Annotated in this window: 30 protein-coding genes and 1 pseudogene; all 31 read left to right on the top strand. The window is 41.3% G+C overall.

All coding sequences use genetic code 11. The features are described from left to right. The first annotated feature begins 47 nt into the window (after positions 1 to 47). Positions 48 to 1982, top strand: a complete 1935-nt coding sequence (locus BLQ36_RS09915; protein WP_074515441.1) for an LTA synthase family protein — start codon at positions 48 to 50, stop codon at positions 1980 to 1982. Between the two features lie 139 nt (positions 1983 to 2121). Continuing rightward, positions 2122 to 2502: a methylglyoxal synthase gene (locus BLQ36_RS09910; RefSeq protein ID WP_074515440.1), complete on the top strand. Its 381-nt coding sequence runs from the start codon at positions 2122 to 2124 to the stop codon at positions 2500 to 2502. Between the two features lie 314 nt (positions 2503 to 2816). Beyond that, entirely contained in the window at positions 2817 to 4289 is a 1473-nt protein-coding gene (locus tag BLQ36_RS09905; RefSeq protein ID WP_074515439.1) for a class I adenylate-forming enzyme family protein, read from the top strand. A 416-nt stretch (positions 4290 to 4705) separates the two neighbouring features. Then, positions 4706 to 5665: a vWA domain-containing protein gene (locus tag BLQ36_RS09900; RefSeq protein WP_074515438.1), complete on the top strand. Its 960-nt coding sequence runs from the start codon at positions 4706 to 4708 to the stop codon at positions 5663 to 5665. Between the two features lie 193 nt (positions 5666 to 5858). Further along, entirely contained in the window at positions 5859 to 5993 is a 135-nt protein-coding gene (locus tag BLQ36_RS09895) for a DnaJ domain-containing protein (protein ID WP_081342312.1), read from the top strand. A gap of 482 nt (positions 5994 to 6475) precedes the next feature. Further along, entirely contained in the window at positions 6476 to 7072 is a 597-nt protein-coding gene (locus BLQ36_RS09890) for a suppressor of fused domain protein (RefSeq protein ID WP_074515437.1), read from the top strand. A gap of 162 nt (positions 7073 to 7234) precedes the next feature. Continuing rightward, a complete protein-coding gene (locus BLQ36_RS09885) occupies positions 7235 to 7840 on the top strand; it encodes a hypothetical protein (protein ID WP_074515436.1) in 606 nt (201 codons plus the stop codon). 44 nt (positions 7841 to 7884) lie between these two features. Beyond that, a complete protein-coding gene (locus tag BLQ36_RS09880; protein WP_143558741.1) occupies positions 7885 to 8463 on the top strand; it encodes a polymorphic toxin type 50 domain-containing protein in 579 nt (192 codons plus the stop codon). A 2-nt stretch (positions 8464 to 8465) separates the two neighbouring features. Further along, complete coding sequence (locus BLQ36_RS09875; protein WP_074515434.1) at positions 8466 to 9272, top strand: hypothetical protein; 807 nt, start codon at positions 8466 to 8468, stop codon at positions 9270 to 9272. Positions 9273 to 9502: 230 nt separating this feature from the next. Beyond that, on the top strand, positions 9503 to 10276 hold the full coding sequence (locus BLQ36_RS13265) for a GH-E family nuclease (RefSeq protein ID WP_318260964.1): 774 nt from the start codon (positions 9503 to 9505) through the stop codon (positions 10274 to 10276). An 11-nt stretch (positions 10277 to 10287) separates the two neighbouring features. Next, the gene (locus tag BLQ36_RS09865) at positions 10288 to 10866 is read left to right on the top strand and encodes a suppressor of fused domain protein (protein WP_074515433.1); all 579 of its coding nucleotides are present in this window, start codon (positions 10288 to 10290) and stop codon (positions 10864 to 10866) included. Between the two features lie 20 nt (positions 10867 to 10886). After that, on the top strand, positions 10887 to 11483 hold the full coding sequence (locus BLQ36_RS09860; RefSeq protein ID WP_074515432.1) for a suppressor of fused domain protein: 597 nt from the start codon (positions 10887 to 10889) through the stop codon (positions 11481 to 11483). A 165-nt stretch (positions 11484 to 11648) separates the two neighbouring features. Then, positions 11649 to 11960 (top strand): hypothetical protein, encoded by a 312-nt coding sequence (locus tag BLQ36_RS09855; RefSeq protein ID WP_074515431.1) that lies wholly within the window; start codon positions 11649 to 11651, stop codon positions 11958 to 11960. Between the two features lie 19 nt (positions 11961 to 11979). Then, on the top strand, positions 11980 to 12420 hold the full coding sequence (locus BLQ36_RS09850; RefSeq protein WP_074515430.1) for a hypothetical protein: 441 nt from the start codon (positions 11980 to 11982) through the stop codon (positions 12418 to 12420). A gap of 117 nt (positions 12421 to 12537) precedes the next feature. Further along, the gene (locus BLQ36_RS13455; RefSeq protein WP_074515429.1) at positions 12538 to 12837 is read left to right on the top strand and encodes a hypothetical protein; all 300 of its coding nucleotides are present in this window, start codon (positions 12538 to 12540) and stop codon (positions 12835 to 12837) included. After that, on the top strand, positions 12759 to 13121 hold the full coding sequence (locus BLQ36_RS09840; protein ID WP_081342310.1) for a suppressor of fused domain protein: 363 nt from the start codon (positions 12759 to 12761) through the stop codon (positions 13119 to 13121). Before BLQ36_RS13455 ends, BLQ36_RS09840 begins: the two co-directional genes overlap by 79 nt. A 195-nt stretch (positions 13122 to 13316) precedes the next feature. After that, on the top strand, positions 13317 to 13475 hold the full coding sequence (locus BLQ36_RS13450) for a hypothetical protein (RefSeq protein ID WP_180364862.1): 159 nt from the start codon (positions 13317 to 13319) through the stop codon (positions 13473 to 13475). Between the two features lie 41 nt (positions 13476 to 13516). Next, a complete protein-coding gene (locus BLQ36_RS09835; protein ID WP_143558739.1) occupies positions 13517 to 13879 on the top strand; it encodes a hypothetical protein in 363 nt (120 codons plus the stop codon). 80 nt (positions 13880 to 13959) lie between these two features. Continuing rightward, positions 13960 to 14367: a hypothetical protein gene (locus BLQ36_RS09830; RefSeq protein ID WP_081342309.1), complete on the top strand. Its 408-nt coding sequence runs from the start codon at positions 13960 to 13962 to the stop codon at positions 14365 to 14367. A 121-nt stretch (positions 14368 to 14488) separates the two neighbouring features. Further along, on the top strand, positions 14489 to 14629 hold the full coding sequence (locus tag BLQ36_RS13445; RefSeq protein WP_180364861.1) for a hypothetical protein: 141 nt from the start codon (positions 14489 to 14491) through the stop codon (positions 14627 to 14629). A 28-nt stretch (positions 14630 to 14657) separates the two neighbouring features. Continuing rightward, positions 14658 to 15071, top strand: coding sequence for a hypothetical protein (locus tag BLQ36_RS09825; protein WP_074515426.1), 414 nt, complete (start codon positions 14658 to 14660; stop codon positions 15069 to 15071). A gap of 51 nt (positions 15072 to 15122) precedes the next feature. Beyond that, positions 15123 to 15527 (top strand): hypothetical protein, encoded by a 405-nt coding sequence (locus BLQ36_RS09820; RefSeq protein ID WP_081342308.1) that lies wholly within the window; start codon positions 15123 to 15125, stop codon positions 15525 to 15527. A gap of 11 nt (positions 15528 to 15538) precedes the next feature. Then, positions 15539 to 15691, top strand: coding sequence for a hypothetical protein (locus tag BLQ36_RS13440; protein WP_180364860.1), 153 nt, complete (start codon positions 15539 to 15541; stop codon positions 15689 to 15691). A 188-nt stretch (positions 15692 to 15879) separates the two neighbouring features. Then, the gene (locus BLQ36_RS09815) at positions 15880 to 16653 is read left to right on the top strand and encodes a hypothetical protein (RefSeq protein WP_074515425.1); all 774 of its coding nucleotides are present in this window, start codon (positions 15880 to 15882) and stop codon (positions 16651 to 16653) included. A gap of 227 nt (positions 16654 to 16880) precedes the next feature. Then, a complete protein-coding gene (locus BLQ36_RS09810; RefSeq protein ID WP_074515424.1) occupies positions 16881 to 17180 on the top strand; it encodes a hypothetical protein in 300 nt (99 codons plus the stop codon). 100 nt (positions 17181 to 17280) lie between these two features. After that, on the top strand, positions 17281 to 17640 hold the full coding sequence (locus BLQ36_RS09805; protein ID WP_074515423.1) for a hypothetical protein: 360 nt from the start codon (positions 17281 to 17283) through the stop codon (positions 17638 to 17640). Between the two features lie 101 nt (positions 17641 to 17741). After that, on the top strand, positions 17742 to 20066 hold the full coding sequence (locus tag BLQ36_RS09800) for an RHS repeat-associated core domain-containing protein (RefSeq protein ID WP_180364859.1): 2325 nt from the start codon (positions 17742 to 17744) through the stop codon (positions 20064 to 20066). 5 nt (positions 20067 to 20071) lie between these two features. Further along, on the top strand, positions 20072 to 20569 hold the full coding sequence (locus BLQ36_RS09795; RefSeq protein WP_074515478.1) for an SMI1/KNR4 family protein: 498 nt from the start codon (positions 20072 to 20074) through the stop codon (positions 20567 to 20569). A gap of 451 nt (positions 20570 to 21020) precedes the next feature. Further along, on the top strand, positions 21021 to 22247 hold the full coding sequence (locus tag BLQ36_RS13600) for an RHS repeat-associated core domain-containing protein (RefSeq protein WP_074515421.1): 1227 nt from the start codon (positions 21021 to 21023) through the stop codon (positions 22245 to 22247). Positions 22248 to 22338: 91 nt separating this feature from the next. Next, positions 22339 to 22776, top strand: coding sequence for a hypothetical protein (locus tag BLQ36_RS09785; RefSeq protein ID WP_143558735.1), 438 nt, complete (start codon positions 22339 to 22341; stop codon positions 22774 to 22776). 148 nt (positions 22777 to 22924) lie between these two features. After that, a pseudogene (locus BLQ36_RS09775) lies at positions 22925 to 24216 on the top strand (RHS repeat protein); the annotation flags it as partial.

The raw sequence follows: 24216 nt of genomic DNA, 5'->3' as shown, positions 1-24216 counted from the left end.
TTTTGTTATAATTTAATAGATTGTATTTCATTAAAGGTGGTTATTTTATGCTTCGTTTTTGCCAGCCTTCGTTGCGGCCTGTGGGTCGTCTGGGCATGTTACGGATTATGTTTGGCAGTTGGCTGATTTGGGAGAGCCTGATTCGCCTGCTGATTGGGATGCGGTTTTATTCGGAGTTATCCTGGAGTCCCTTGGATATATTGCGAACCTTTTTGCTAGGACTTATATATGATGCTTCCGCTGGCGTTTTTTTCTGTTTGCCCTTAGCACTCTTTTTCCTGCTGCCAGCAAAAGTTCTCTCGGCTAGTTGGGGAAAACGGTTGGGAAGAATCTTGGTATTCCTGCTAAATGGTTTTATGGTTGGCTCCGGTGTGACGCTCTTTTTCTATTTCCAGGAATTTCATACCTGTTTTAACTTTATTGCGGTAGATTATTTGATTTATTCCAGTGAAATGTTGGGGACGATTCAAGAGTCCTTTCCGTTGGGTATCCTTGTGCCCGTGATGCTCCTTTTTACAGGGGGGATAACTTGGCTCCAGCTTCGTCGACGGGAATTTGTTCCTCAGCGGCGGGATTGGCGGCAGTTTGTTACTGCGGTTCTAGCGGTGGTTTTGCTGCCCGCAGCGGCGGCAGTGATGCCGCAATCGGCATGGCGCCTGCAGGTGGCAGCGGATAAAATCAATCAAGAGCTTGCCGGCAACGGCCCCTATGAATTTGTGCGTGCCTATTTCACCAATGAGCTGGATTATGATTCCTTTTATGCCAAGGAGGACAATACGACGGCACTTTGCCAGCGGCTGCGTAGTGAAGTAAAGGGGAATAATGAGATCCTGCAAGGGGATGACGGGGTGACGCGTCGTGTCGAGAACCAGAATGAATTGACGGGTAGGAAGCCTAATGTCGTGCTGATAACAGTGGAGAGTTTCAGCGCCGATTATGCTGGGTTCCTTGGGTTTCCAAACAGTCTGACTCCGAATCTCGATGAAGTGGCCCAAAAGTCTCTGAGCTTTACCCGTCTCTATGCAACAGGGACGCGGACGGTCCGCGGCCTTGAGGCACTGTCTCTTTCGGTGCCGCCAACGCCGGGACAATCTATCGTTCGCCGTCAGGATAACAGCAACATGGAGGGGCTGGGGGATGCGTTCCGCCAGAATGGCTATCAGACGGACTTCATCTATGGCGGCTATGGCTATTTTGACAATATGAATGACTTTTTCGCGGGCAACGGTTATACCGTAAAGGATCGGAATGTTATCCCCGAAGAGGAAATCCACGATGAAACGGTTTGGGGCGTTCCCGATGAAATCCTCTTTGACCAAGTGGTAAAATCGTTGGATGAACATCAGGCAAAAGGGGAGCCTGCCTTCGAAATGGTGCTGACTACGTCAAATCATCGGCCCTTCAAGTTCCCCAAAGGCCGCATTGATGCACCCCAGGGAGTGCGGAGCAGTGTAGTGCGCTATACCGATTGGGCCATCAAGGACTTTTTGGACAAGGCGGCGAAAAAGCCATGGTTTGACAATACGGTATTTGTTATCGTGGCTGACCATCAGGCCCTAGCGGCTGGCAAGGCAGATTTGCCCGTCAACCGCTATCATATCCCGTGTTTGATTTACGCGCCGAAACTTATCAAGGCTGGGCAGTGCAATCGGTTGATGAGTCAGATTGATGTGGGGCCGACTTTGCTGGGGCTCCTGGGGATGTCGTACACCTCGCGGTTCTTTGGTCATGATGTGTTCAACGTACCTGAGTCAGCGGACCGGGCTTTCATCAGTACCTATCAGCTGCTGGGGTTAGTAAAGGATGACCAGCTTACCATTCTGTCACCCAATCAAGGGGTGAAATCCTATCGTATTAACGATTGGTCCAAGGCGGATTACACGCCCATTCCCACCAGCGAGGAAATGCGGCAGCAGGCCGTTTCCTGGTATCAGGGAGCCAATATGCTCTATCATGAGGGCTTGCTAAAAGCACCGCAGTAAAGACCATCACAAGAAGAGGCCGAAAAGGCCTCTTTTTACTATTCAAATTTGTTGTAAAATTAAGAATATCCATTGAAAATACAAGGGGGCATGGGGTATAATATAGAAGTTAATAAAATTAGTTGGAAAGGGTGGTTTCATGCAGACCATTGCACTTATTGCACACGACAAGAAAAAAGAAGAAATGCTCGATTTTGTCAGTCATCATCAGGACCTCCTCAAACATTTTCATTTGATTGCTACTCGGACAACCGGAACGCTGATTAACGAAAACTATCAGCTGAATGTGGAAACCATGATGTCGGGCCCCTTAGGCGGCGATCAGCAGATTGGTGCCCGGGTGGCTACGGAACAGGTGGATTACGTCATTTTCCTGCGTGACCCGCTGACGTCCCAGCCCCACGAGCCAGATATCAATGCCCTGCTTCGCCTCTGCGATGTGCACAACATCCCCTTGGCAACCAATCGTAAGAGCGCCCATATCCTGCTCCAGTATGCGGATAAGAAACTCAACGCTTAAAAAATCTTGAATAAAAGGTCCATATCTCTTACAATGGAATTGATGGGGATTACCCGCTATCACACCGAGCCCAAAGTGACCCAAGGAGGTAACGAGCAACATGGTACCATCATACGTGTGGCTGATTCTGGCAGTAGTGGCAACGCTTATCACTTACTGGGTAGAATACGGTCAAGACGAAGACTGAGAGATTGGACTTCGAAGAGCGCAGCTGATTCAGCTGCGCTTTTATTTTCTCTTTGACAAAAATTAGTACCTGGTATAAAATTAGCATCAGGTACTAATTTTTGTCAAAAGAGAAAAGAGTGATAAAAATGCTTATTCATGATTTGATTTATCAAGGTGCGCCAAATGATTTGGCCATCGTCGACCATGAGCGCCGTTTTACCTATAAAGAACTCCAAGCAGCAGTGAAAGCCTGTCGCGACAGACTCTATGCAGCGGGGGTACATCAAGGTGACCGAGTGGGAATCTTTACCCGCAACAGTGCTGAATTTATCTTTGCCTATATGGGCATTGCGTCGCTGGGGGCTATCGCGGTTCCCCTCAATTTCCAGTTGAGCAGCCGCGAGATTGCCTATATCATCAAAGATGCGGGGATACGGGTGCTGCTTACCTATCAGCCGCTGAATCTTGTCGATGCGTTGGCGCAGCTGCGCTGCCAGCTTAAAGTGGCGCAGTATGATATTCGCTCCATTGGCAAGCTCAAGAAGGGAATCGAGGAAGCACCGGAACTTTCGGAGTATTTCAGTGCGGACAATCCCTGTCAGATTATCTATACTTCTGGTACGACCGGCAATCCGAAGGGAGCCGTCATTTCCCATCACAATATCATCTTCAATACGAAGCAGATTGCCTATATGGGCTGTCAGCCGGGACATAAGGCCCTTTGTGTGCTGCCCATGTATCACTGCTATGGCCTCACCTGTGCGGTGTTTTATACCCTGAGCGTTGGTGCCACCATCGTGATTCTTGATTCTTTTACACCGCGAACGACCATCAGCACGATCCGTGAGGAAGGCATCACCGAACTTTATATCGTACCGTCAATCTGTAGCCTGTTGACTAAACTGGGAACACCGGAGGATATGAAGAGCGTACGGCTGGTAGTCAGTGCTGGTACGACATTGCCGCTAAAAATCCAGCAGGATTTCACGGAGAAATTCGGCTTGGATATCTGTGAAGCCTATGGCTTATCGGAGACGGCGCCCATTGTTACCATGACACCACTGGGGAAGACCAAGGTGGGCTCCTGTGGGCCGGTGGTTCCGGATTTGCAATGGAAACTCATCGATGACGAGGGCAAGGAAGTCCCGCAGGGAGAAGTGGGCGAGCTCATCGTCAAAGGGGAGAACGTCATGCTGGGGTATTGGAATCTTCCGGATGTGACCCATGATGCTATGCGTGGCGGTTGGTTCCATACCGGCGATGTGGCCCGCGCTGATGAAGACGGCTATATCTATATCGTCGACCGCATCAAAGATATGATTATCAGCATGGGAGAAAATGTCTATCCTCGTGAAGTCGAAGAGGTGATTTACCAATTCCCTGGCATTCATGAGGCCGCAGTCGTTGGCATTGAGGACAAACTTCGTGGACAAGCGGGGGCTTGCTTCTACAGCGTCAATCAAGGGGCTGAGGTAAACATCCGAGAGCTCAAGCAATTCCTGCAGAATAACCTGGCTCTCTATAAGATCCCCCGGGAATTCCATCGTATGGATAAACTGCCGCGCACGACAACTGGCAAGATTGCCAAGAAAACGATTTTGGCAGAATTTCAAAAGTAAATAACAAGTAATAGTAAACAGTTCCATGACGGCAATAATTCCTTGTCGTTATGGAACTGTTTTTGTATAAGAATGATAGACATAGGTTTACAAAATACTAGATTATTTTTTAATTAAAAACATAATTATAACATTGGGTAAAAAGACCCTGCCAAATTCAAGGCTAAGTATGTTTTTTTCGAAATTTTGAACAAAACCGGTAAAAAAGTCCTATATATGAAAATTGAGATTTATATTATTTGGGAAAAACTTTCATTATCCCTTAATGGACTTTTAGTATTGAGAGGTATATCGTTTAAAAGGAAATACCATGAAAAAAAGATGAAAGTTTTTCAGCGATAGGATAATTCTGAAACAATCATCTTTTATAAGGAGGGAGATAAAACGAAAAAGATCCGATTCATGATGTTAGGGCGATGTTTCGTGATACTCGTAATTGGCATGCTGATGCTAGGCTGCCGGTAGCACCGTTGCAGGGCATTAACTATGCGGGCTACACCAATACGGGGGCCGCGATGAAAAAAGCGGTGGAAACATTCTCGGCGGATGGAGAAGTAAATCGCAGCATCGTGATAATCTCCGATGGCGAAATCATGCTGCCAACCAGTGCGCAGACTTTAGCGTCGGTGAAATCCTTTCAGGAAGGGATGGCAGATTGCCGCAAGGCTGGTATCAAGGTGTATATGCTGGCGCTGGGCGGCAAACAGGCCACACCGCAGGCTAACAGCTATGCCAGTGATATCACGTATGAAATCGCGCCGAATGTAGCAGCAGTTCCGGTGCTAGGGGAAAAGATGCTGATGGATAACTGGCCGGTGGGGAAAATCCTGCGAAGGGCAGATGCCAGCGGCAAGGTGGATTTATCGCTGCCCGTGCCCGCAGCGGCTATTCGTCACCTGCGGGTGGTAGTTCGCAAAACTTTTGGCGATGGAACCGGTGGCCGGCTGGAGGGCAAGGATACTGGGCACGAAGTATGTGATGGCACTTCTGGCCGAATCTTTGATATCAAAAATCCTGGTGACAATCTGACGTTACGGGAGTTAAAACCTGGTGAGCAGGCAGAACTTTTCCCACAGCTGGAAGCAGAGCTTACGGTGGAGACGATTCACGAGGAAGAAACAAACAAGGTCATGGTAAAGATTGTTCCTCGAACTGTGGATGGTGAAGGACAATCTTTGCTGGCTGATGATTATTGGAACGGGAAAGAAATCCCGGTCTGGATGGATGACGATTATTATGTCGGAACGGTACAGGGCGATGGAATTTTGGTGGAAGTCCCGTCGGATTGGCAGGGAAGTCGTGTGATTCTTCCGGTCTTTTCGGAATGGGGATGGAATGTGGATTGCAAGCCAGTGGCTATAGCTGGTCTTGCCTAAACAGAAGCCTAGGATTCTGCCTATGTGGTGGTACTGAAAGATTTAAAGCCGCAATCTTAGGATAAGTCATATAAAGGAGATAGAAACATGGCAAAGATTATTTCACAAACAAACCGCATGATGCTTTTCGAGGAAATCAGGTTGATGGGGTGGATAAAAAATCCACCCCGTTTCTATTATCTGGAGATAAAGCATGAAAGATTATTACAAGATACTAGAGCTGACGCCTAAGGCCGACAAAAAAGAAATCAAAAAAGCCTTTCGCCGGCTGGCGCGAAAATACCATCCGGACCTTAACCCTGGAGACGCCGCAGCTGCTGAGAAATAAGCATGTATGCTACTTGGAAGAGTGGTGTGTATAGGTATATATGGTTGTTGAAAGATGAATATGGAGAGGAAATCATCAGAAATCATATTGGCCTGTATAGTAAGGTAATAAATTGTTTAGATGAAGGGGAGGAAAGAGAAGAATTGATTTATTAGCCTGGGAAGATAATTTTATTGAAACATGCAGATGATAGGTGGCATTTTACAAATATGACAAACGAAGGGAGGGAGCTATTTGAATCGGATATCGAAGATTCAAATCGAATAAAAAAGGAACTTTGGAATATTGATTAAAATTTGGTAATTTACCAAAGAGTGTGGCCGAAACTATATCTGAATCCCTGCGATGTTCGGATGCAGAACTTGAATATATTAAGAAAATGGAAGTGAAGCCTTTGAAAATATGTTAGATGAACATGAAGTTGATTTATTGGATTTAAATCGTCCGTCAATTGTGCAAAGAGCATTGTAGGTGAGGAATATATGCAAGAGTGTAACGATTATACTAAACATAAGGAAATTATAAATTGTTATTCCAATAGCATTTTGAAAGGAAAAAAGAAAGGAGAGTTTCGGGTAGAGTTATACCTGGATAAAAGGGAGACAAGTGAAGTCTTTATTGTAGAGACTGAAGGCGACAATCCAAATAGAATGTATTATGGTTCGGTTGGGACGTTTCTTTCCGATATAGGGCATAAATATAACAATAAACCTTTACGAATAGAGTTCGTAGGGATTGGAAGAAAAACATACTCATTATATCCTAATATAATGAGTACATGCTGTTTTCATATTATCAATTCTCATTATGATTGTTACCCAGGTATTGTTTATCCGAACGTTGTAAAAATGTTTTACCCTAAAGCTAATATGAAGCACATTTTGCTTGTTGATCCATTTACTTGGGATTCGGATTTTTATCTTGAAATGGATGATTGCATTGTTATATGGCTGGAGATGTTGCCGATTTCAGATTCAGAGTTAAAATATATTACAGAAAATGGATGTGAAGCTTTTGAAGATATATTGGAAGAATCAGAGATGGATATTTTGGATTTGAATCGTCCATCAGTGGTATGAATTGCCTGATAGATAAGATGCTACTGGAGAGAAAATGAAGTGAGAAAAAGAGATAACGCTGCAGCATGAGGAGGTGGTATTTACTTATCTGCTGGCGCACGAAGCATATTTAGTGCGGCGGCCACATATCCTTATTCCTGGGTTCCCACCAGCAACAATCTCATGTATCTGATGCCGCAGGTGGGAACCAAGGCAATCCTATACATTCCCAATCACGATGAGCAAAATGCTGAAGCGATTGGCTGTGTGCGGACAAATGGCGGTATCGATAGCACCTGCCAGTCGATGGCAGACTATCAAAATCGGTCGCTAACCACCGAGCATGGAAAAAAGCTGTATCTCAATCCCGGCGATATGGGAGCCAGCGGTGCAGGTGGAGCTCTTAGCTTGACGGACGGCGATAAGTTATCATTCCAAAGCACCGGCAAAGTAACCATAAAAGCGCAGGATGCTATCCATATCTGTGCGAAAAAAGTTGACATGTCAGCACTGACCCAAATCCGGCTGATGGTGGCAGGCAGTGAGATAAATCTCAACAACCTCCATGACCATGGAGCGGATGGGAAAGTATGGTACATCGGCACAACTTCACAGGTATTGGAGCCAGTAACACAACCACGGAAAACAAATACGCCCAGAGGCCCGGATTTTAGTGACTTGATGCCGCACGAGCTGGGAACAATAAAGCAATTTATACATGGCTTGTCCAATTCAGTACAGGAAAATCTTTCGCTAGGTCTCAGTCATCCCAATGAGCCAAAAGAATGAACGCTAGGTTATAAAGCTGGCAAAGTGACTGGCATGCATTAGCCGTGATTGCTGGTGCGAGCGAATTTGCAACTGGTACTGGCTTAGAAGCAGGCGGCATGGTTGCCAGTATAGGAAGCGGCGGTACTTTAGCTGTTGTAGGCGTTCCTGTATCAGCAGGTGGATTAGCGTTGGCAACTACTGGAGCTGCTGTGGCGGCTAAATCAGCAACCAGCTTTATGGCAGATGCTTCAAAGTCGAGTCAATATACGAACGGTAATTCTTTAAAAGAAAATTTTGATAAGAATAAAGTTTCAACAGGTTCGATTCGTATTAGAGTTAATCAAGGGCAGCAAGATAAACATATACTGGGAACGAATAATTATAAGCAAGAAGTTGCAAAGGGAAATCATAAAAGTATTTTAACTAAGGATGCGCAAATGTTATTAGATAAATATGCAGATCGAACGAAAATAAAAGAAGGAACCAATAAGCAACGTATACATTGCGATGAAGTCATTGGTAAATACTATAATGTTCATGATGAATGTTATTATGATACAACAAATGCTATTATTCATTATGATAAAAAGGGGGCTGCACATATAGTACCGGCTAGACCTGAGTGGTATAAAGGAGATTGAAAATGGACGAAATGATATGTAAAATTGATAGATACTACAACGGAGATAGATTAGTAATCAAATTTAAAGATGGGATGATATTATCTGGGGTGATTGATACGATCTATGAAACAAATAATGAATTAGATGAATGTGATAGTGAATATCAAGAATACTATGCATGCACGTTCTTGGTAGAAAAGGTTATAAAAACTGGTCAAAGAGACTATCAAGAAAATGATTTGATTGAAATAAGCAGATTCAATGAACCATGCTTGATTTTAGACGCTGATGATAATGTAGTCTGGGATGCAAATGTGAAAAAAGCAGTTGTATATCAAGGAGTCGGAAATGATATCGAAGAAATTGATATCGCAGATATCGTAAATAGTGGTAATACCGTAGAAGAAAAAATCCAAGAAATCGCAAGGAAATTCATAAAAGCAGATGCGAAGAGTGTCAAGAGCGTTTGTGTGGCATGGGAGAAGCGATTATATCGATATGTTTGGCTGGGTATGGATGAATATGATGAAACGACAAAAGAAAGACGGGTCGGACTGTATAATAACCTTATCAATGACCTTGCAGGGGAAAGGATGGAGGTGCATTACTGGCCAGGGAAAATCATATTACTAAAACATGACGTCGATGAAAATCGCTTTGCATCAATGGAAAAGACTGATTTTGAACTGATATATAGCGATATAGACGAATCAAATCGAATAAAAAATAATTATAAGGAATTTGAAGCATCCGGCAGTAGTTTAAATTGCTTGACAGAAATGATTGTGCATAAAAGGAAAAAGACAAATCAAAGTCTTGAAGATTGAATAGGATATCGAAGGTTCAAATCGAATAAAAAGGAACTTGGGATATTGATGAAAATTGGCCATTTGCTAACCGGCTGATGGTGGCAGGTAGTGAGATAAATCTCAACAGCCTCCATGACCACGGCGCGGATGGGAAAGTGTGGTATATCGGCAAAACATCACAGGTATTGGAGCCAGTAACGCAACCACGGAAAACAAATACGCCCAGAGACCCGGATTTTAGCGACTTGATGTCACAGGTGCTGGGAACAATAAAGCAATTTATACATGGCTTGGCCAATTCAGCACAGGAAAATCTTTCGCTAGGTCTTAGTCATCCAAATGAGCCAAAAGAATGGACACTGGGCTATAAAGCTGGCAGAGTGACTGGCGATGCATTAGCTGTGATTGCTGGTGCGAGCGAATTTGCGGCTGGCACTGGCTTAGAGGCAGGAGGCATGGTTGCCAGTGTAGGAAGCGGTGGTGCGTTAGCTGCTGTAGGCGTCCCGGTGTCAGCCGGTGGATTAGCGTTGGCAACTGCGGGAACTGCTATGGCTGCAAAATCATCTGCTAGTTTTATGGCCAGTGCATCTCATGGCACGCAAGATTGTACAAGTATTTACACATCGCCGAAGCAAAGTTTGGCGAATAAAGTTAAAACAGGCGAAGCAAAGTTAATTCATAAAAATAAGTTAACACTTATAGAAAAGATACGATATAGGAGACCAAGTCATTTTAGAAAAGAGATAAGAAAGTTAGTATGGAACAGAGCTAAAAAAGCTGGTGGAGGTGAGGTTAGAGATCCTTTAACTGGAAAAATTATTCATGAAGGGAAATCGTGGGATGTAGGCCATAAACCTGGTTATGAATTTTGGAAGCATCAACAGAGTGCAGCTGAAAGGGGAATATCAAGAAAACAATTTTTGAATGAATATAATAATCCGAATCATTATCGTCCGGAACTTCCATCGAGTAATCGATGTCATAAAATGGAAGAGTCAAGTGGAATATATCTTGGAGAATAAAGGAGTAAGAAATGAATATAGAATTTAATAAAAAGATATTTCAATGTTATGTCGATAATATCGTAGAAAATGATTCTTTAGACAAGATAAAGGTGTTTAAATATGGAGATGAAAAAGAAAAACATATGATAGATCTTTTTCAAGCGCCTGAAGACGGAATAATTAGTTACGGAACAATCGGTACCTATGAATATGATATCGGGATGTCGTTGGATGGGAAATCTCTGCGTGGTGAATTCTTGGGAGTGGCTTATGAAGACGATAAGACTTTTTCTAATATAATAAGCACATGTTCGTTTAATATTATAAATTCTAAATATGGGTTTGAACCGGGTTTGGTGTATCCGAATGTGGTAAATATGTATTATCCGGATGTTAATATGAAACACATATATTTGGCCACACCATTTATATGGGATGGAGAATATACTGTTGATATTGGCCCGTATATAGTAACATGGCTGCAAGTGCTTCCAATTTCGGATGCAGAGCTTGAATATATTAAGAGAAATGGAAGTGAAGCCTTTGAAGATTTATTAGATAAAAAGGAGGTTGACTTTTTAAATTTAAATCGTCCATCAATTGTGTAAATATGATTGGAGATAGGCATATGCAAGAATGTAACGATTATACAAAACATAAAGAGATTATAAAATATTATTCCAATAATATTTTAAAAGGAAAAAAGAAGGGGGATTTTCGGGTTGAACTATATCTTGATAAAAGGGAAACAAGTGAAGTCTTTATTGTAGAGACAGAAGGAGAATATTTAGATGAAATGTATTATGGGACAGTAGGGACGTTTCCGTATAGTATAGATCTTCAAGTTGATAATAAGCCGCTACGCGTGGAATTCGTGGCAGTGGCACAAAAGGAGTATGAATTATTTCCTAATATACTGAGTACATGTTGTTTCCATATTATTAATTCACATTTTGCTTGCTATCCAGGTGTTGTATACCCAAATGTTATAAAATTATTCTATCCAGAGTTCAATATGAAACATTTGATGCTCACGAATCCATATACCTTGGATTCGGAATTTACGTTGGATATGGGAGATTGTATGGTAACATGGCTGGAAGCTTTGCCTGTATCTGACTCGGAATATGAATATATTCGTGAGTATGGCAGTGATGCATTTGAAGACTATCTGGAGCAACAAGAGGTGGATCTTTTGGATTTAAATCGCCCATCGGTGGTTTGAATTCATTGCTTAAAAGGTAAGAAGATTAACTGGCGATGAAATTGCTATGGCAGTCGGTAGATTTGAGTTTTTAGCTGGTACAGGAATGGTTTTGGAGGATTAAGTTATGTTTCATGATTCATCAGTTATAAAATATAGTATGATTTAGAAAATGAAAGTATTTATATGGTAATAGATACAGGAGATGACTATAAAAAACTAGATTTTAAGGATGTTATGGCAAGTCGGTTCGGGTATATTTTACCTGGAAATGCTATATATGATTTATCTGTAATTGATGTAGAAACATTTATAAATTTAAATGAGGATGTATTATTGCAGGGGAAAGGAGATGATTGGCCGATTTATTATAAATCTTTTGATGAATTAAAGCATAAGTTAGAGATGAGTGATTACAAGATATACAATGTTGATGGTTCATATGGTATATCTGGTTGGATTATAGCAAAAGAAATGAAGGTTATCGACATGAAATAATAGTAAATAAGGGAGTGCAATGGAGAAAGGATACATATATCGAGGTTATGGAAGTGTAATAGAAGACATAGATGTATCGGATATTATAAATAATAATGAACAGATAGAAGATGTGGTAAAGGAAGTAGCAAGGAAATTCATAATTCATGATGTTGATTACGGAATAAGCATGTATGCTACTTGGAAGAGAGGTGTGTATAGGTATATATGGTTGTTGGAAGATGAATATGGAGAAGAAATCATTGGGAATCATATTGGCCTGTATAGTAAGGTGATAAATTGTTTAAATGAAGGGGAGGAAAGAGAAGAATTGATTTATTGGCCAGGCAAGATTATTTTATTGAAACATGCAGATGATAGGTGGCATTTTACAAATATGACAAACGAAGGGAGGGAGCTATTTGAATCGGATATCGAAGATTCAAATCGAATAAAAAAGGAACTTTGGAATATTGATTAAAATTTGGTAATTTGCCAAAGAGTGTGGCCGAAACTATATCTGAATCCCTGCGATGTTCGGATGCAGAACTTGAATATATTAAGAAAATGGAAGTTTGTGGTTATTAGGGAGTATTATATGGATTACACAAAATATAGTGATATTATAAAATTTTATAAGAAGAATTTATTAGAAGGCAAAGGAGATAATGACTATGTAATAAATAGTTTTTTTGATGAAAAGGAACAATCGGAAGTCCGAATCATTAAAACGATTGGGGATTATCCTAATAAAATATATTATGGTTCAGCAGGTACATTTTGTCATTGTATAAATCGTAGATTTAATAATAAGCCTGTATGTGTAGAATTTATAGGGGTAGGAAGAAAAAATATAGTTTATATCCTAATATTATGGGGATTTGTTGCTTTAATATAATTAATTCACACTATGATTGTTATCCAGGTGCAATTTATACAGATGTTGTGAAAATGTATTACAAAAATACAAATATGAAACATATATTATTTGTAAGGCCGTTTAGCTGGAATACAGATTTCTATCTCGAAATGGATGACTGTATTGTTACGTGGTTAGAAATTTTGCCGATTTCAGATTCAGTGTTAAAATATATTACAGAAAATGGATGTGAAGCTTTTGAAGATATATTGGAAGAATCAGAGATGGATATTTTGGATTTGAATCGTCCATCAGTGGCATGAATTGCTTGATAGATATGGTGCTACTAGAAAGAAAATGAGGGACGGATTGAAAAACTAAAAGTTGGATACTCTGGAAGTGTGTCGGTAGAAGATGGAACATTACATGAAGGTGTGTCAATTGATAAGAATGGACTAAAAGGAGAAATTAGTAAAAAATAGTTTATGTGTAAAAAAATTTAAGGAGTTAGTATTCTTATGATGACTGAAATCAAGGCATTATTCGTGGTCGTTGTATTATTTCTTTTATTATTAGGAGGTAGTGTTTTGAATATAGATATAAACGCTGGAGATAGTAGTAATGATGCTTGGGAAAGTACAGTGTTAGAGCAATCGGATGGAAAAAATTATCGATAAAACTACCGTTTGTGTTAGATGGATATACGAAAATTGACAATGTGGAGGGTGTAAAAAAAGAAGAGAAGTTTTATCATCAAGTAGATGATATTACTGTAGCGGTAGATCATGGTGTAATAGATGATTCCAACAAGGAAATCGATTTTTCGCAAGATACTTTCCTGATGGATTATGGTGATTTAGATGACAAATGTTGTGAAAAGATAGAAGGAAAAAACATCTATGGACAGAATATGACTTATGCAAAATTATCGGCCAAGAAAAATAGTTATCCATACACGTTTGAATGTTTTGGTATTCATTCGGGCGAAGATTATTGGATTATTACTTATATTTATAACGAAAACAATAAGACAAGCAAAGAGTTGGTGGAAAAATCAATAAAATCGATTGAGTTTCATTAATTGATACTATAAATACCTCTAAGATAATCTTTTCGGGGTATATGCTCATGTTTGTTGATTGTGCAGTGTGAGGGATACGATTGGTAAGAAAAATTGTAATGTATTTGCTTTTTGTAGGTATGCTGCTATCCGTATATGATTCATTTGAAAATTATATGATAAATGGCGATGATTTTAGTCGTGACCCTAAAGTTATGTATGAAATATATGACGGGTTGCCGATCCCTGATAATACGAAGGAAATTGAAAGAAAAGAGTTTATAAGAAAAAGATATTCTCTATCCTTGTATGTTTATTATCACACAAGTCTATCCGATGAGGATATTAGACAGTTTTACATCGAAAAGTTAGTTGATAAAGGTTGGCAACAAATTGAAGATCAAGGCGGAACTGGAATCGCCTTTAAAAAGGGAAGATGGGAAATATCGGTTCATAATGAAGTAGATAAATATTTTGTGGATATATACAAAATCTACAGCAGTACGTGAGTGGAGGATAAAGCAATGCAAAGTATGATAATCGATTGATAATAACGAGTATGCCCAGCTGATAAATAGCGCCCAGCAAAATGGAAAAGAGAAAAGCCTTACAAAAGAGAATATCAGAAAAATGATAGCGGAAGAGAAATTGCCGAATCCAGAAAATATGGATCATGACTATTATTATTTGTCTTTGGGGTTGTCCTATGGAGAAGGTCTTAGTTTGGATCAGAATGCAGGCGTTATTTTGGATAAAAAGGGAGATGAATAGTTGATTGCAATATAGAGGTGTTTTTATTATGCAACGAGCAAAAAAAATCGTAGTCTATCTTATGGTTCTTTGGCTGTTGTGTTTTTTATATAGTGCTGTTATGAATTATTGGGAAAATGGTAATGATTTTAAGCGTGATCCGAAAGTCTTATATGAGATATATGGCGAGTTGCCAATACCTGATAATACAAACGAGATTGAAAAAAAAGAATCCATAAGAGAGAGATACTCCGTGTCATTGGATATATATTATTGTACAAGATTATCAAAGGAACAAATCAAACGATTTTATATTATGTACTTAACCGATAAAGGGTGGAAACAAATCGATAAACAAGATGGCAATTGCATGGTGTTGTTTAAAAAAGACAAATGGAAAATAGCGGTTCAAGATGAGAATGAAAAATATCGAGTAAATATTTATAAAATATATAGATATTAGAGAGGAAAATTCGATTGTTGTTTGTTGATTGTGCAGTGTAGGGGGATATGATTGGTAAGAAAAATTGTAATGTATTTGCTTTTTGTAGGTATGCTGCTATCCGTATATGATTCATTTGAAAATTATATGATAAATGGCGATGATTTTAGTCGTGACCCCAAAGTTATGTATGAAATATATGACGAGTTGCCTGTCCCAGATAAAACCGAAGAGGTAGAAAAGAATGAAGCAATAAGAGAAAGGTCTTCCGTATCATTAAATGTTTACTATCATACTGAATTGTCAATCGAAGAAGTTATGCAATTTTATAATTCGCAACTAACTCATGATGATTGGCAAAAAGTAAAAAATCAAGGTGGAAAAGGACTGGTTTATAAAAAGGGAAAATGGAAAATATCGATACAGGAAGAAAAAAACACCTATCGGGTGCATATCTATAAATTCTATACATACTAAAGGATAAGACTATGAAATTTATCTATTTATTGTATTTGGTGATTATAAGAACATTGATTGAGATTATCAGCACGCCGGATGATATCTTTGCCTGGGGGACGCTGGTGTTTGTTTGCTTGGCAACTTGGTGGGCACGGAAAATAGAGTCGAACGGTGACGAATGATAGGTTAGCAGGAGGATATATGGAACAGGTTACATTAGGACAGCTAAAAGTCGAAGGCTTGCCCTATCAGCGTATAGAAAAATCCAAATAGATACCAGGGCAGGCCAGCATGGAATCTGTGACCTGCAATTCATCGCACTACCTGCGGCGGACATGTCCTTGGTACAAAGGATAGAGGGTCGCAAGCGATGGATATCAAGCGGCACAGCCGTACGTTCCAATCCGAGAGAAAAACACTTAGCGATGTAGCCAATGTCATCGGCCAGCCGTATGGCCTACAGATAGCTGTGCAGGATAATCCTGTTTTGCCGCGTATGCTGTATCAGCACGAGGAAACGGATTGGCAATTCTTGGTGCGGTTGGCAGAAACAACCGGACATTTTCTGTTTACTAACTGCGCGAGCGATCAGATTCAGCTCAGTTTAGGCTTTGTACCATTCTCCCGGCGGGAGCTGGCAGGATATGACAGAATCAAAACGATTACTCTGCCCGTGAGTACCTGCCGGAAGGTCAAAGAGAATATACGCCCCAAAGAGGGCTGCCGTCCGACGGCCGAGGAGGAACTTCGCCGTACGAATATGCCCCAGCAGCTTACTGGTACCATACTGGCCGTTGAGGGAACAAATGTCAAAGTAAAATTTGATTGCGATGAACATCAAGCAATCGAAGACACCTGCTGGATACCGTATGAAAATACCGTCAACAACTATCAGTACTCTATGCCAGACGTGGGGGATCATGTATTTGTCTACTATGAATCCATCTATGAGAATCCCGGCCAGCATCTGGGACGCCGTTGGCTTATCAACGTGGGGAGTTGTCTGGAACGACGGGATAACCGTGTGCGTATCCTATGTGCCGATATCCATTTGGAAAAATTACAGGAAAATACAATTTTTGCTAGAGTGTATGATAAAAATGGATCGCAAATGAAGGGGGGATGGATGATGAGAAGATATTGAAGGTCTTAGTCCTACACAAATTAAGGAAAATTTGCATTGCCTCAAGAGCCTATTTACACTTGTGATGTAGAAATACCCAAAGGAGAATGTCTAAGGATTGGTGTGGTTAATCCATTAGATGGATGGGGTAAAGAAGGTGGCGTACAATTTGATACTATTGGAAAGAGAATAGGGGGATTTAAAAATGAGAGAAAATTGTAATTGTCAATAATTTGTAGGTGAGTAAGATGGATATATCAAAAAAGTATAAAGTTTTAGAAACAATATATTATGAAGGTAGGAAAGTAATTCTATTAGAGCCTGTATCTATAGATGAGCCAGTAAACAATATATATTGTATTGATAAAAACGACAACATAATATGGCAGGTAGAAAGCGTAACAGAAAAGTTCAAGGATAAAATTAATATGCCGTATGAGGGGATGAGTCATCATGGACATGTTATAACTGCAGCAAATTTTATTGGCGTTGGATATGATATAGATATAGAGACTGGTAAGATTATTAGGTCACACATTGTAAAGTGATATCAGTAGGAAAAATGTGGTTGAAAAATAATGGGTTGTGGAAATAGGAGGTGTTTTGTTATGGCAAATATAAAAGCGGTTGAGATATTGAAAGAGCTGGTTGAAAGTTTGTGAAAAAATAAAGCAGTTAAGAAATGATCCGCCAGGACAGTTTAGATATAGGATTCCGATAAAAGAAAGAAAACTAATTAAGTCTATAGAAGAGGAGATATATTTTAGAGTATATAATTCTTGTGAGGATGATGATTTATTAATATATTATGATGATTTGTATGCATATATTTCTGATGATTTTGGTATAATAGCCGAAGCGTTATATTGGGGGTATAATGATGAATGGTTGAATGCTATGTTCAATGAGTATATAGAACACAGAATACCTGGAGGAGAATTGAAAGAGATTAAAGGATGTTTAAATGATATACTTATGAAGTATTATGTGAAATGTAGTAAATCATAAGTAGATGAGAGACTAATTACCATAAAGGTCATAAGCAGAATAACTGATTATGGCCTTTTTAAATGTGTTTTACTGGGGAAATATACTCTGGTAAGGTCTATGTGAAAAATACCTATGACGCAGGCAATTGCCGCACATCCGTAACGGATGTTGCTGGCAGTCTTGTGGAAGTATCCCGCTATGATGCCAACAGCAACATCACAGAGGTTCAGCTCCCCGATGGCAGTAAAATCCAGCGGGACTACGATGCAGCAGACCGGCTGGTGGCAGAATGTGTCATCGACCAGGCTTCAGGGCAGAAGAACATAACCCGGTTCACCTATGATAAAGCTGGCAATATCCTGAGCATTACAGACGATTGCGGCCGTGCGGAAAAATTCACGTACAACCTGATGAATCAGTGCATCCAGGCTGTGTCCAGCGAAGGTCGCACCCAAAACATATTCTATGACCAGGAAGGCCATATTACCCAGCGGCAGCTGCCGCTGGAAATGTCCTACCACTACCAGTACGACAGCGCTGGCAGGCTGACGGCAGTCATCGGCACCGATGGCAATAAACGTACCTACGAATACGATGACAACAACCAGCTGAAATCCATAACCTATCCAGATGGAGCGCAGGAGCAGTATCTTTATACTGCCGATGGAAAATTAATCCAATCCCAAGACCGCAATGGTATAACGAATACGTACCAGTGGAATGTCTACGGCAGTCTTATCGAGCGCAAGGCAGGTAATCTGCGCAATAGCTACGAATATGCGCCCAACGGTCAATTGACTGCCGCGATAGCTAACGGCATGGATTACCGTTACAGCTATGACCGCGACGGCTTGCTGCTCGCCAAGAAAGCCAGTGGCAGAACACTTCTTTCTTATCGCTATGATGAGCTGGGACGTAAAATCAGTCAGACCGACATCACCGGCCGACAGGTTAGCTATAAGTTTGACAAGTCAAATTACTTAGTTGATATATGCAACGAAATTGACCAGTCAATTGTTAAATTTACCCGCGATGCCGATGGTGCCATCCAAAAGATAACCCATGCCAACGGCATGTGGCAGGATATTGCCTATGATGCTGACAAGAACATAACGAGCTTGACGGTAGCCACGCCCGATAAAATCCTTGCGCAGAACACCTACCGCTATGACGGCAACGGCCAAAGAATCGAGAAAAACGAGCTGGCGGGTAAGACCCTCTACACCTATGACAGCTTGAACCGTTTGCAGCAGGCAGAATATCCGACCTATACGGAGCGGTTCAGCTACGACCAAGCGGGGAATCGGCTGAGCCGAACGGCGAAAGACATCGAGGAGCAGTATATCTACGATGTCAACAACCGATTGACAAGTCAAATCGTCAACGGTCAAGTGGAAAACTATCGCTACGATAACGCAGGTAATCTGCTCCAAGATGGAAATAACATCTATGAATACGACGCCTTCCGCAAGACGAGCAAGGTGACCACCAAGACAGGCATAACGCAAATAAACCGCTACGATGCCGAAGGCCTGCGTCACGAAATGGAAGAAAACGGCAAGCTTGTACAGTTCATCTTTAACGAAAACAAGGAAGTGATAACGGAACAGGAAGGGGAAAACATCACCCGACTGATTCGCACCAGCGACCTTTGGGCGATGGAAGCTGAGCCCGAGAAGACCTGGTACCACTACGCCAGTGATGAACAGGGAAGTACTGTATTCATCACGGGAAAGAATGGCGAAGTAAAGAACCGCTACACCTATGATGCTTTCGGTAATACAATAGAAGCGGAAGAAAAAATCCCCAACCGCTACCAATACACCGGCCAGCAGCTAGACCCGATAACCCAGCAATACTATCTGCGCGCAAGATTCTATAACCCAGCCATCGCCCGATTCACGCAGGAAGATGAATATCACGGCGATGGGCTGAATCTTTATGCTTACTGTGCGAACGACCCTGTGGATTATTATGATCCGAGTGGGTATTATAAAGAGGTATGGAAGCCTTTAAATAGTGCATGGGATGCACGAAAGATAGTGCGTGATATTGAGGCAAAAACAGGAAGGAAACTTACAAGAGAACAAATTCATTTACTGGCTGAAGACTTAAGAAAAAATAGATATCAGAAACTAGCAGTAGGCGAATACAATAAACATAGGGTGGCTTTTGGAAAAATGAGAAGCAAACTTAGAACGGAATGGGAACAGCATACAGGGCAGGAATGGCCGAAGTATACCGAAGATGTTTATTCTAAAAATGGAATTAAAATTAGATCGGCGGGTGATTACTATGATGCTCACGAGATTATTCCTAATAGATTTGGGGGTCCTTTTGAATGGTATAATATTCATCCAGCAAAATATCCAAATGAGCATCAAGGTGGAATTCATGGGGCAGGAAGCATTTGGAATAAATTTTTTAGAGGGAAAGGTAAGTGAACATTATGTCATTTTGCGTTAATTTTAAGAAGTATGTATTACCTAATGAATATACACAATACAATGCATCAGAGTATAAACATGTTTTTTTTAGACGTGATAATTGGTATAATGAAGTAAAAAAAACGGAGAGAGACTTAGGTATTGTTATTCCTGAGGAGTTGAAAGAGATATACAGAGAGTTGGGATATGGATTTTTGTGTGCGTGTGACAAGGCTTGTATAGATCGGATTATGCCTCCAATGGAAATTGGAGAGTTCTATCTAAAACAGGATGTGTATGAATATAATGAGGTGGTTGATTGCTACGATTTAAATGATGGAAGACTGGTCTTTTTTGAGATATATTCAGATTTGTTTTTGACAGTATGTCTTACTCCGGAAAAGGGAAAATATCCTGTGTATTTAAATGATGAAATGATAGCGGAATCTTTGCAGTCTTTTTTAGAACGTATGGATGAGAAAAATGATTATTATTTTGATTTTATAGAAGACGATATGTGAAAAAACTGTTGTTACTCAAACTTCGCACATCCGAAACAAGACTTCTATCAAGCGTAACATAGGGAGGGCTGCTGAAACAGCAACCTCATGCACACCGTTCTAGGTATCTGTGCCATAATTTAGGCGACGGATTGTCAAGCTAAGTGCAATACTTTCTCAAAATAGACCGACGAATTGGCAAATTAGCTGCAACATATCTTAGGAAAAAACAGGCCGTTTATTGTTTTATGCGAACTTCAATGGTCTGTTTTTGATATAAGAGATGTAGTAAATTAATCCAATTCCAAAATCGAAATGGTATAACGAATGAGAACCAGTGGAATGTCTACGGCAGTTTTATCGAGCGAAAAGCTGGCGATTTGCGCAATAGCTACGAATATGCGCCAAATGGCCAATTGACTGCTGCTTGCCAAGAAAGTCGGTGGTCTATACCTATGACAGTCTGAACTGCTTGCAGCAAGCTGAATATCCGACCTATACGGAGCGATTCAGCTACGACCAAGCGGGGAATCGGCTGACTAGAACGGCGAAAGATATCGAGGAGCAGTATATCTACGATGTCAACAACCGGTTGACAAGTCAAATCGTCAACGGTCAGGTGGAAACCTATCGCTACGATGATGCTGGCAACCTGCTCCAAGATGCTAAGAACACCTACGAATATGACGCCTTCCGCAGAACCAGCAAAGTAACAACAAAAGCGGGCGATGTCCAAATAAACCGCTACGATGCCGAAGGCCTGCGCTATGAAATGGAAGAAAACGGCAAACTCGTGCAGTTTATCTTCAACGAAAACAAGGAAGTGATAACCGAAGAAACAGACGGCAATATCACAAGATTAATCCGTACCAGCGACCTATGGGCAAGGGAATCCGAACCAGAGAAAACCTGGTACCACTACGCCAGCGATGAACAGGGAAGTACCATCTTCATCACAGATGCAGAAGGCAACGTAAAGAATCGCTACACCTACGACGCCTTCGGCAACACCGTAGAAAAAGAAGAACAAATTCCCAACCGCTTCCAGTACACAGGACAGCAATTCGACCCAATAACCCAGCAATACTACCTGCGCGCCAGATTCTATAATCCAGCAATAGCCAGATTCACGCAGGAAGACGAGTATCACGGCGATGGGCTGAATCTATATGCTTACTGCGCGAATAACCCAGTGGATTATTATGATCCAAGTGGTTATGATAAAAAATGTTCACTTTCAAAGAGTAAAAATCAGCAATTAGTACAAATTGGGCATAAGGGGATTAGAAAATTTTATGCTCACAAAGGAATGCTAAAGCACGATGAAATAGCAACTAATACTATAAAATCATTCGATGGACCTATTTTTATTAGACGCGGAATGAAAGGGGAAGAATTTGTCATTACATCTAATGATAAAGACCATTTGGCATCAGGCGTTTTCGTGACAAGAGGTTCAGCTGGGGCCACGCCGGCTGAAAGAATTAACAATTTAGCACTCCCACCTTGTAATAAAGCGCAAATAGAATCAAAAGTGAGATTGACACGTGATCAATTTCTATTAGAAGGTAAGGTGGCTCCACAGCCTCAATGGGCTAAAAATGCTGGTGATGGTATACCTAGAGATGGAAAAAAAGGATGGCAAATTATAACTGATGGAGGTAGAGGAAATAATGCAATCGAAGATGTTACGGAATAATATGAGATATAACAAGAGTCAAGTGTTAGAAAAAATACGAAATATAAAAAACATATTAATAAAAAATAGGATAAAATATGAATGCTTTTCGGTGGATGAGATAGAAGGATATATAGAAAAAATGGGGGTTGATGAAAAAGTGTTTTGTATGATAAAAATGATTTGCGATATAAAAGCAATGGGTGATATATATATTCCTGACTTAAAAACTGATGTTTGGTGGGGGGTGCTTATGGAACTAGTGGAAATAACTGGATTAGTGTGTTACGGTAAAATTATAAATGACTTAACAAAGATTGTTTCTAATCAAATTATAAAAGAAAATATGAGAGGTAATCAAATTAGTGTTACATATATTACATCTAAAAACTTGATGGAAATATTTGAAGAATATAAATGCTTGGAACGATTTAATAATAATATATATTGGTCTATAAAAGGGGGAGAAATTATATTTAAAAATAGTGAGCTGCGATTTATTGTTAGAGATATGGGTGATGGGGTATTTATTAATAGTATAGGGTATTAACTCAAAAGTCCATCCCGAGGCTTATGACCCGGAAACCGACAGCGCAACGGGCCAGCAGAATACAACCCGGTTTACATACGATAAAGCTGGTAACATTCTGTGTATCACCGACGACTGCGGCCGCGAGGAAAGATTTACGTACAACCTGATGAATCAGCAGACGCAGGCAACTACGAGCGAAGGCCGCACGCAGAAACTCGTCTACGATAAAGAAGGCAACATAACCGAGCGGCAGCTGCCGCAGGAAATGTCCTACCGCTATCAATACGACAGTGCCGGCAGGCTGACGGCAGTCATCGGCACCGATGGCAAGCTGCTCGAAACTGTCGCCTACGACCGTGCGGGTCGCCGCATCAAAGTCGAGACAGCTGGCGGCAGTGGTGCAAGCTACGCCTACACCGCCGCCGGCTGGCAAACGCATATCGAAACCAAGGGAGGAGCAAGCCAAACCTATCACTACGATGCGCAGGGCAATGTCACCGGCATCGTTGACGGCAACGGCAATGAAACGAGCTACGTCCTCGACAGCTGGGGCCGCATCACGGAAATCCGCAAAGCCGATGGCAGCAAAGAAAACTATGCCTACGACTTTGCGGGCAATATCATCGAAGCCGTGGATGGCAATGGCAATAAACGCATCTATGCATACGATGACAACAACCAGCTGAAAGCCATAACCTATCCGGATGGCAGTCAGGAGGAGTATCTCTATACCGCCGACGGGAAACTAATCCAATTCCAAGACCGCAATGGTATAACGAATGAGTACCAGTGGAATGTCTACGGCAGTCTTATCGAGCGCAAGGCAGGCAATCTGCGCAATAGCTATGAATATGCACCCAATGGCCAGCTCACTGCCGCCATTGCAGGCGGCATGGACTACCGCTACACCTACGACAAAGATGGCCTGCTGCTCACGAAGAAAGCCAGCGGCAGGACACTGCTGGCCTATACCTACGATGAGCTGGGGCGTAAGATAAGCCAGACTGACATTACAGGCCGGCAAGTCAGCTACCGATTTGACAAGTCAAATCAACTCGTTGACATATGCAACGAACTTGACAAGTCAATTGTCAAATTTACCCGCGATGCCGATGGCGCCATCCAAAAGATAACCCATGCTAACGGCATGTGGCAGGACATCGCCTACGATGCGGATAAAAACATAACGAGCCTTACCGTAGCAACACCGGATAAAATCCTGGCCCAGAATACCTATCGCTATGACGGCAATGGCCAAAGAATCGAGAAAGAGGAACTTGCAGGCAAGACGCTCTACACCTATGACAGCTTGAACCGTTTGCAGCAGGCCGAATACCCGAAGTATACAGAGCGATTCACCTACGATAACGCCGGCAACCGCCTGACCCGGACGGTCAAGGACATCGAAGAACAGTATATCTACGATGTCAACAACCGGCTGACAAAGCAAACCGTCAA

It is taken from the genome of Selenomonas sp. WCT3, from assembly GCA_900100835.1.
In the GTDB taxonomy this organism is placed as follows: Bacteria; Bacillota; Negativicutes; order Selenomonadales; family Selenomonadaceae; genus Selenomonas_A; species Selenomonas_A ruminantium_E.
Note: the sequence above shows the minus strand (reverse complement) of the source record. Positions and strands in the feature narration are given on the sequence as shown.

Bases quoted from the DNA above. Each gene is read 5' to 3' on its own strand.
- BLQ36_RS09855 (WP_074515431.1), top strand. From the start codon at position 11,649: ATGGTAATAGATACAGGAGATGACTATAAAAAACTAGATTTTAAGGAT.
- BLQ36_RS09910 (WP_074515440.1), top strand. From the start codon at position 2,122: ATGCAGACCATTGCACTTATTGCACACGACAAGAAAAAAGAAGAAATG.
- BLQ36_RS09905 (WP_074515439.1), top strand. From the start codon at position 2,817: ATGCTTATTCATGATTTGATTTATCAAGGTGCGCCAAATGATTTGGCC.
- BLQ36_RS09865 (WP_074515433.1), top strand. From the start codon at position 10,288: ATGAATATAGAATTTAATAAAAAGATATTTCAATGTTATGTCGATAAT.
- BLQ36_RS09850 (WP_074515430.1), top strand. From the start codon at position 11,980: ATGGAGAAAGGATACATATATCGAGGTTATGGAAGTGTAATAGAAGAC.
- BLQ36_RS09825 (WP_074515426.1), top strand. From the start codon at position 14,658: ATGCAACGAGCAAAAAAAATCGTAGTCTATCTTATGGTTCTTTGGCTG.
- BLQ36_RS09860 (WP_074515432.1), top strand. From the start codon at position 10,887: ATGCAAGAATGTAACGATTATACAAAACATAAAGAGATTATAAAATAT.
- BLQ36_RS09875 (WP_074515434.1), top strand. From the start codon at position 8,466: ATGGACGAAATGATATGTAAAATTGATAGATACTACAACGGAGATAGA.
- BLQ36_RS13440 (WP_180364860.1), top strand. From the start codon at position 15,539: ATGAAATTTATCTATTTATTGTATTTGGTGATTATAAGAACATTGATT.
- BLQ36_RS09895 (WP_081342312.1), top strand. From the start codon at position 5,859: ATGAAAGATTATTACAAGATACTAGAGCTGACGCCTAAGGCCGACAAA.
- BLQ36_RS09810 (WP_074515424.1), top strand. From the start codon at position 16,881: ATGGATATATCAAAAAAGTATAAAGTTTTAGAAACAATATATTATGAA.
- BLQ36_RS13265 (WP_318260964.1), top strand. From the start codon at position 9,503: ATGTCACAGGTGCTGGGAACAATAAAGCAATTTATACATGGCTTGGCC.
- BLQ36_RS13455 (WP_074515429.1), top strand. From the start codon at position 12,538: ATGGATTACACAAAATATAGTGATATTATAAAATTTTATAAGAAGAAT.
- BLQ36_RS09915 (WP_074515441.1), top strand. From the start codon at position 48: ATGCTTCGTTTTTGCCAGCCTTCGTTGCGGCCTGTGGGTCGTCTGGGC.
- BLQ36_RS09840 (WP_081342310.1), top strand. From the start codon at position 12,759: ATGTGTAGAATTTATAGGGGTAGGAAGAAAAAATATAGTTTATATCCT.
- BLQ36_RS09795 (WP_074515478.1), top strand. From the start codon at position 20,072: ATGTCATTTTGCGTTAATTTTAAGAAGTATGTATTACCTAATGAATAT.
- BLQ36_RS09900 (WP_074515438.1), top strand. From the start codon at position 4,706: ATGTTTCGTGATACTCGTAATTGGCATGCTGATGCTAGGCTGCCGGTA.
- BLQ36_RS13445 (WP_180364861.1), top strand. From the start codon at position 14,489: ATGATAGCGGAAGAGAAATTGCCGAATCCAGAAAATATGGATCATGAC.
- BLQ36_RS13450 (WP_180364862.1), top strand. From the start codon at position 13,317: ATGATGACTGAAATCAAGGCATTATTCGTGGTCGTTGTATTATTTCTT.
- BLQ36_RS09885 (WP_074515436.1), top strand. From the start codon at position 7,235: ATGTATCTGATGCCGCAGGTGGGAACCAAGGCAATCCTATACATTCCC.
- BLQ36_RS09890 (WP_074515437.1), top strand. From the start codon at position 6,476: ATGCAAGAGTGTAACGATTATACTAAACATAAGGAAATTATAAATTGT.
- BLQ36_RS09815 (WP_074515425.1), top strand. From the start codon at position 15,880: ATGGATATCAAGCGGCACAGCCGTACGTTCCAATCCGAGAGAAAAACA.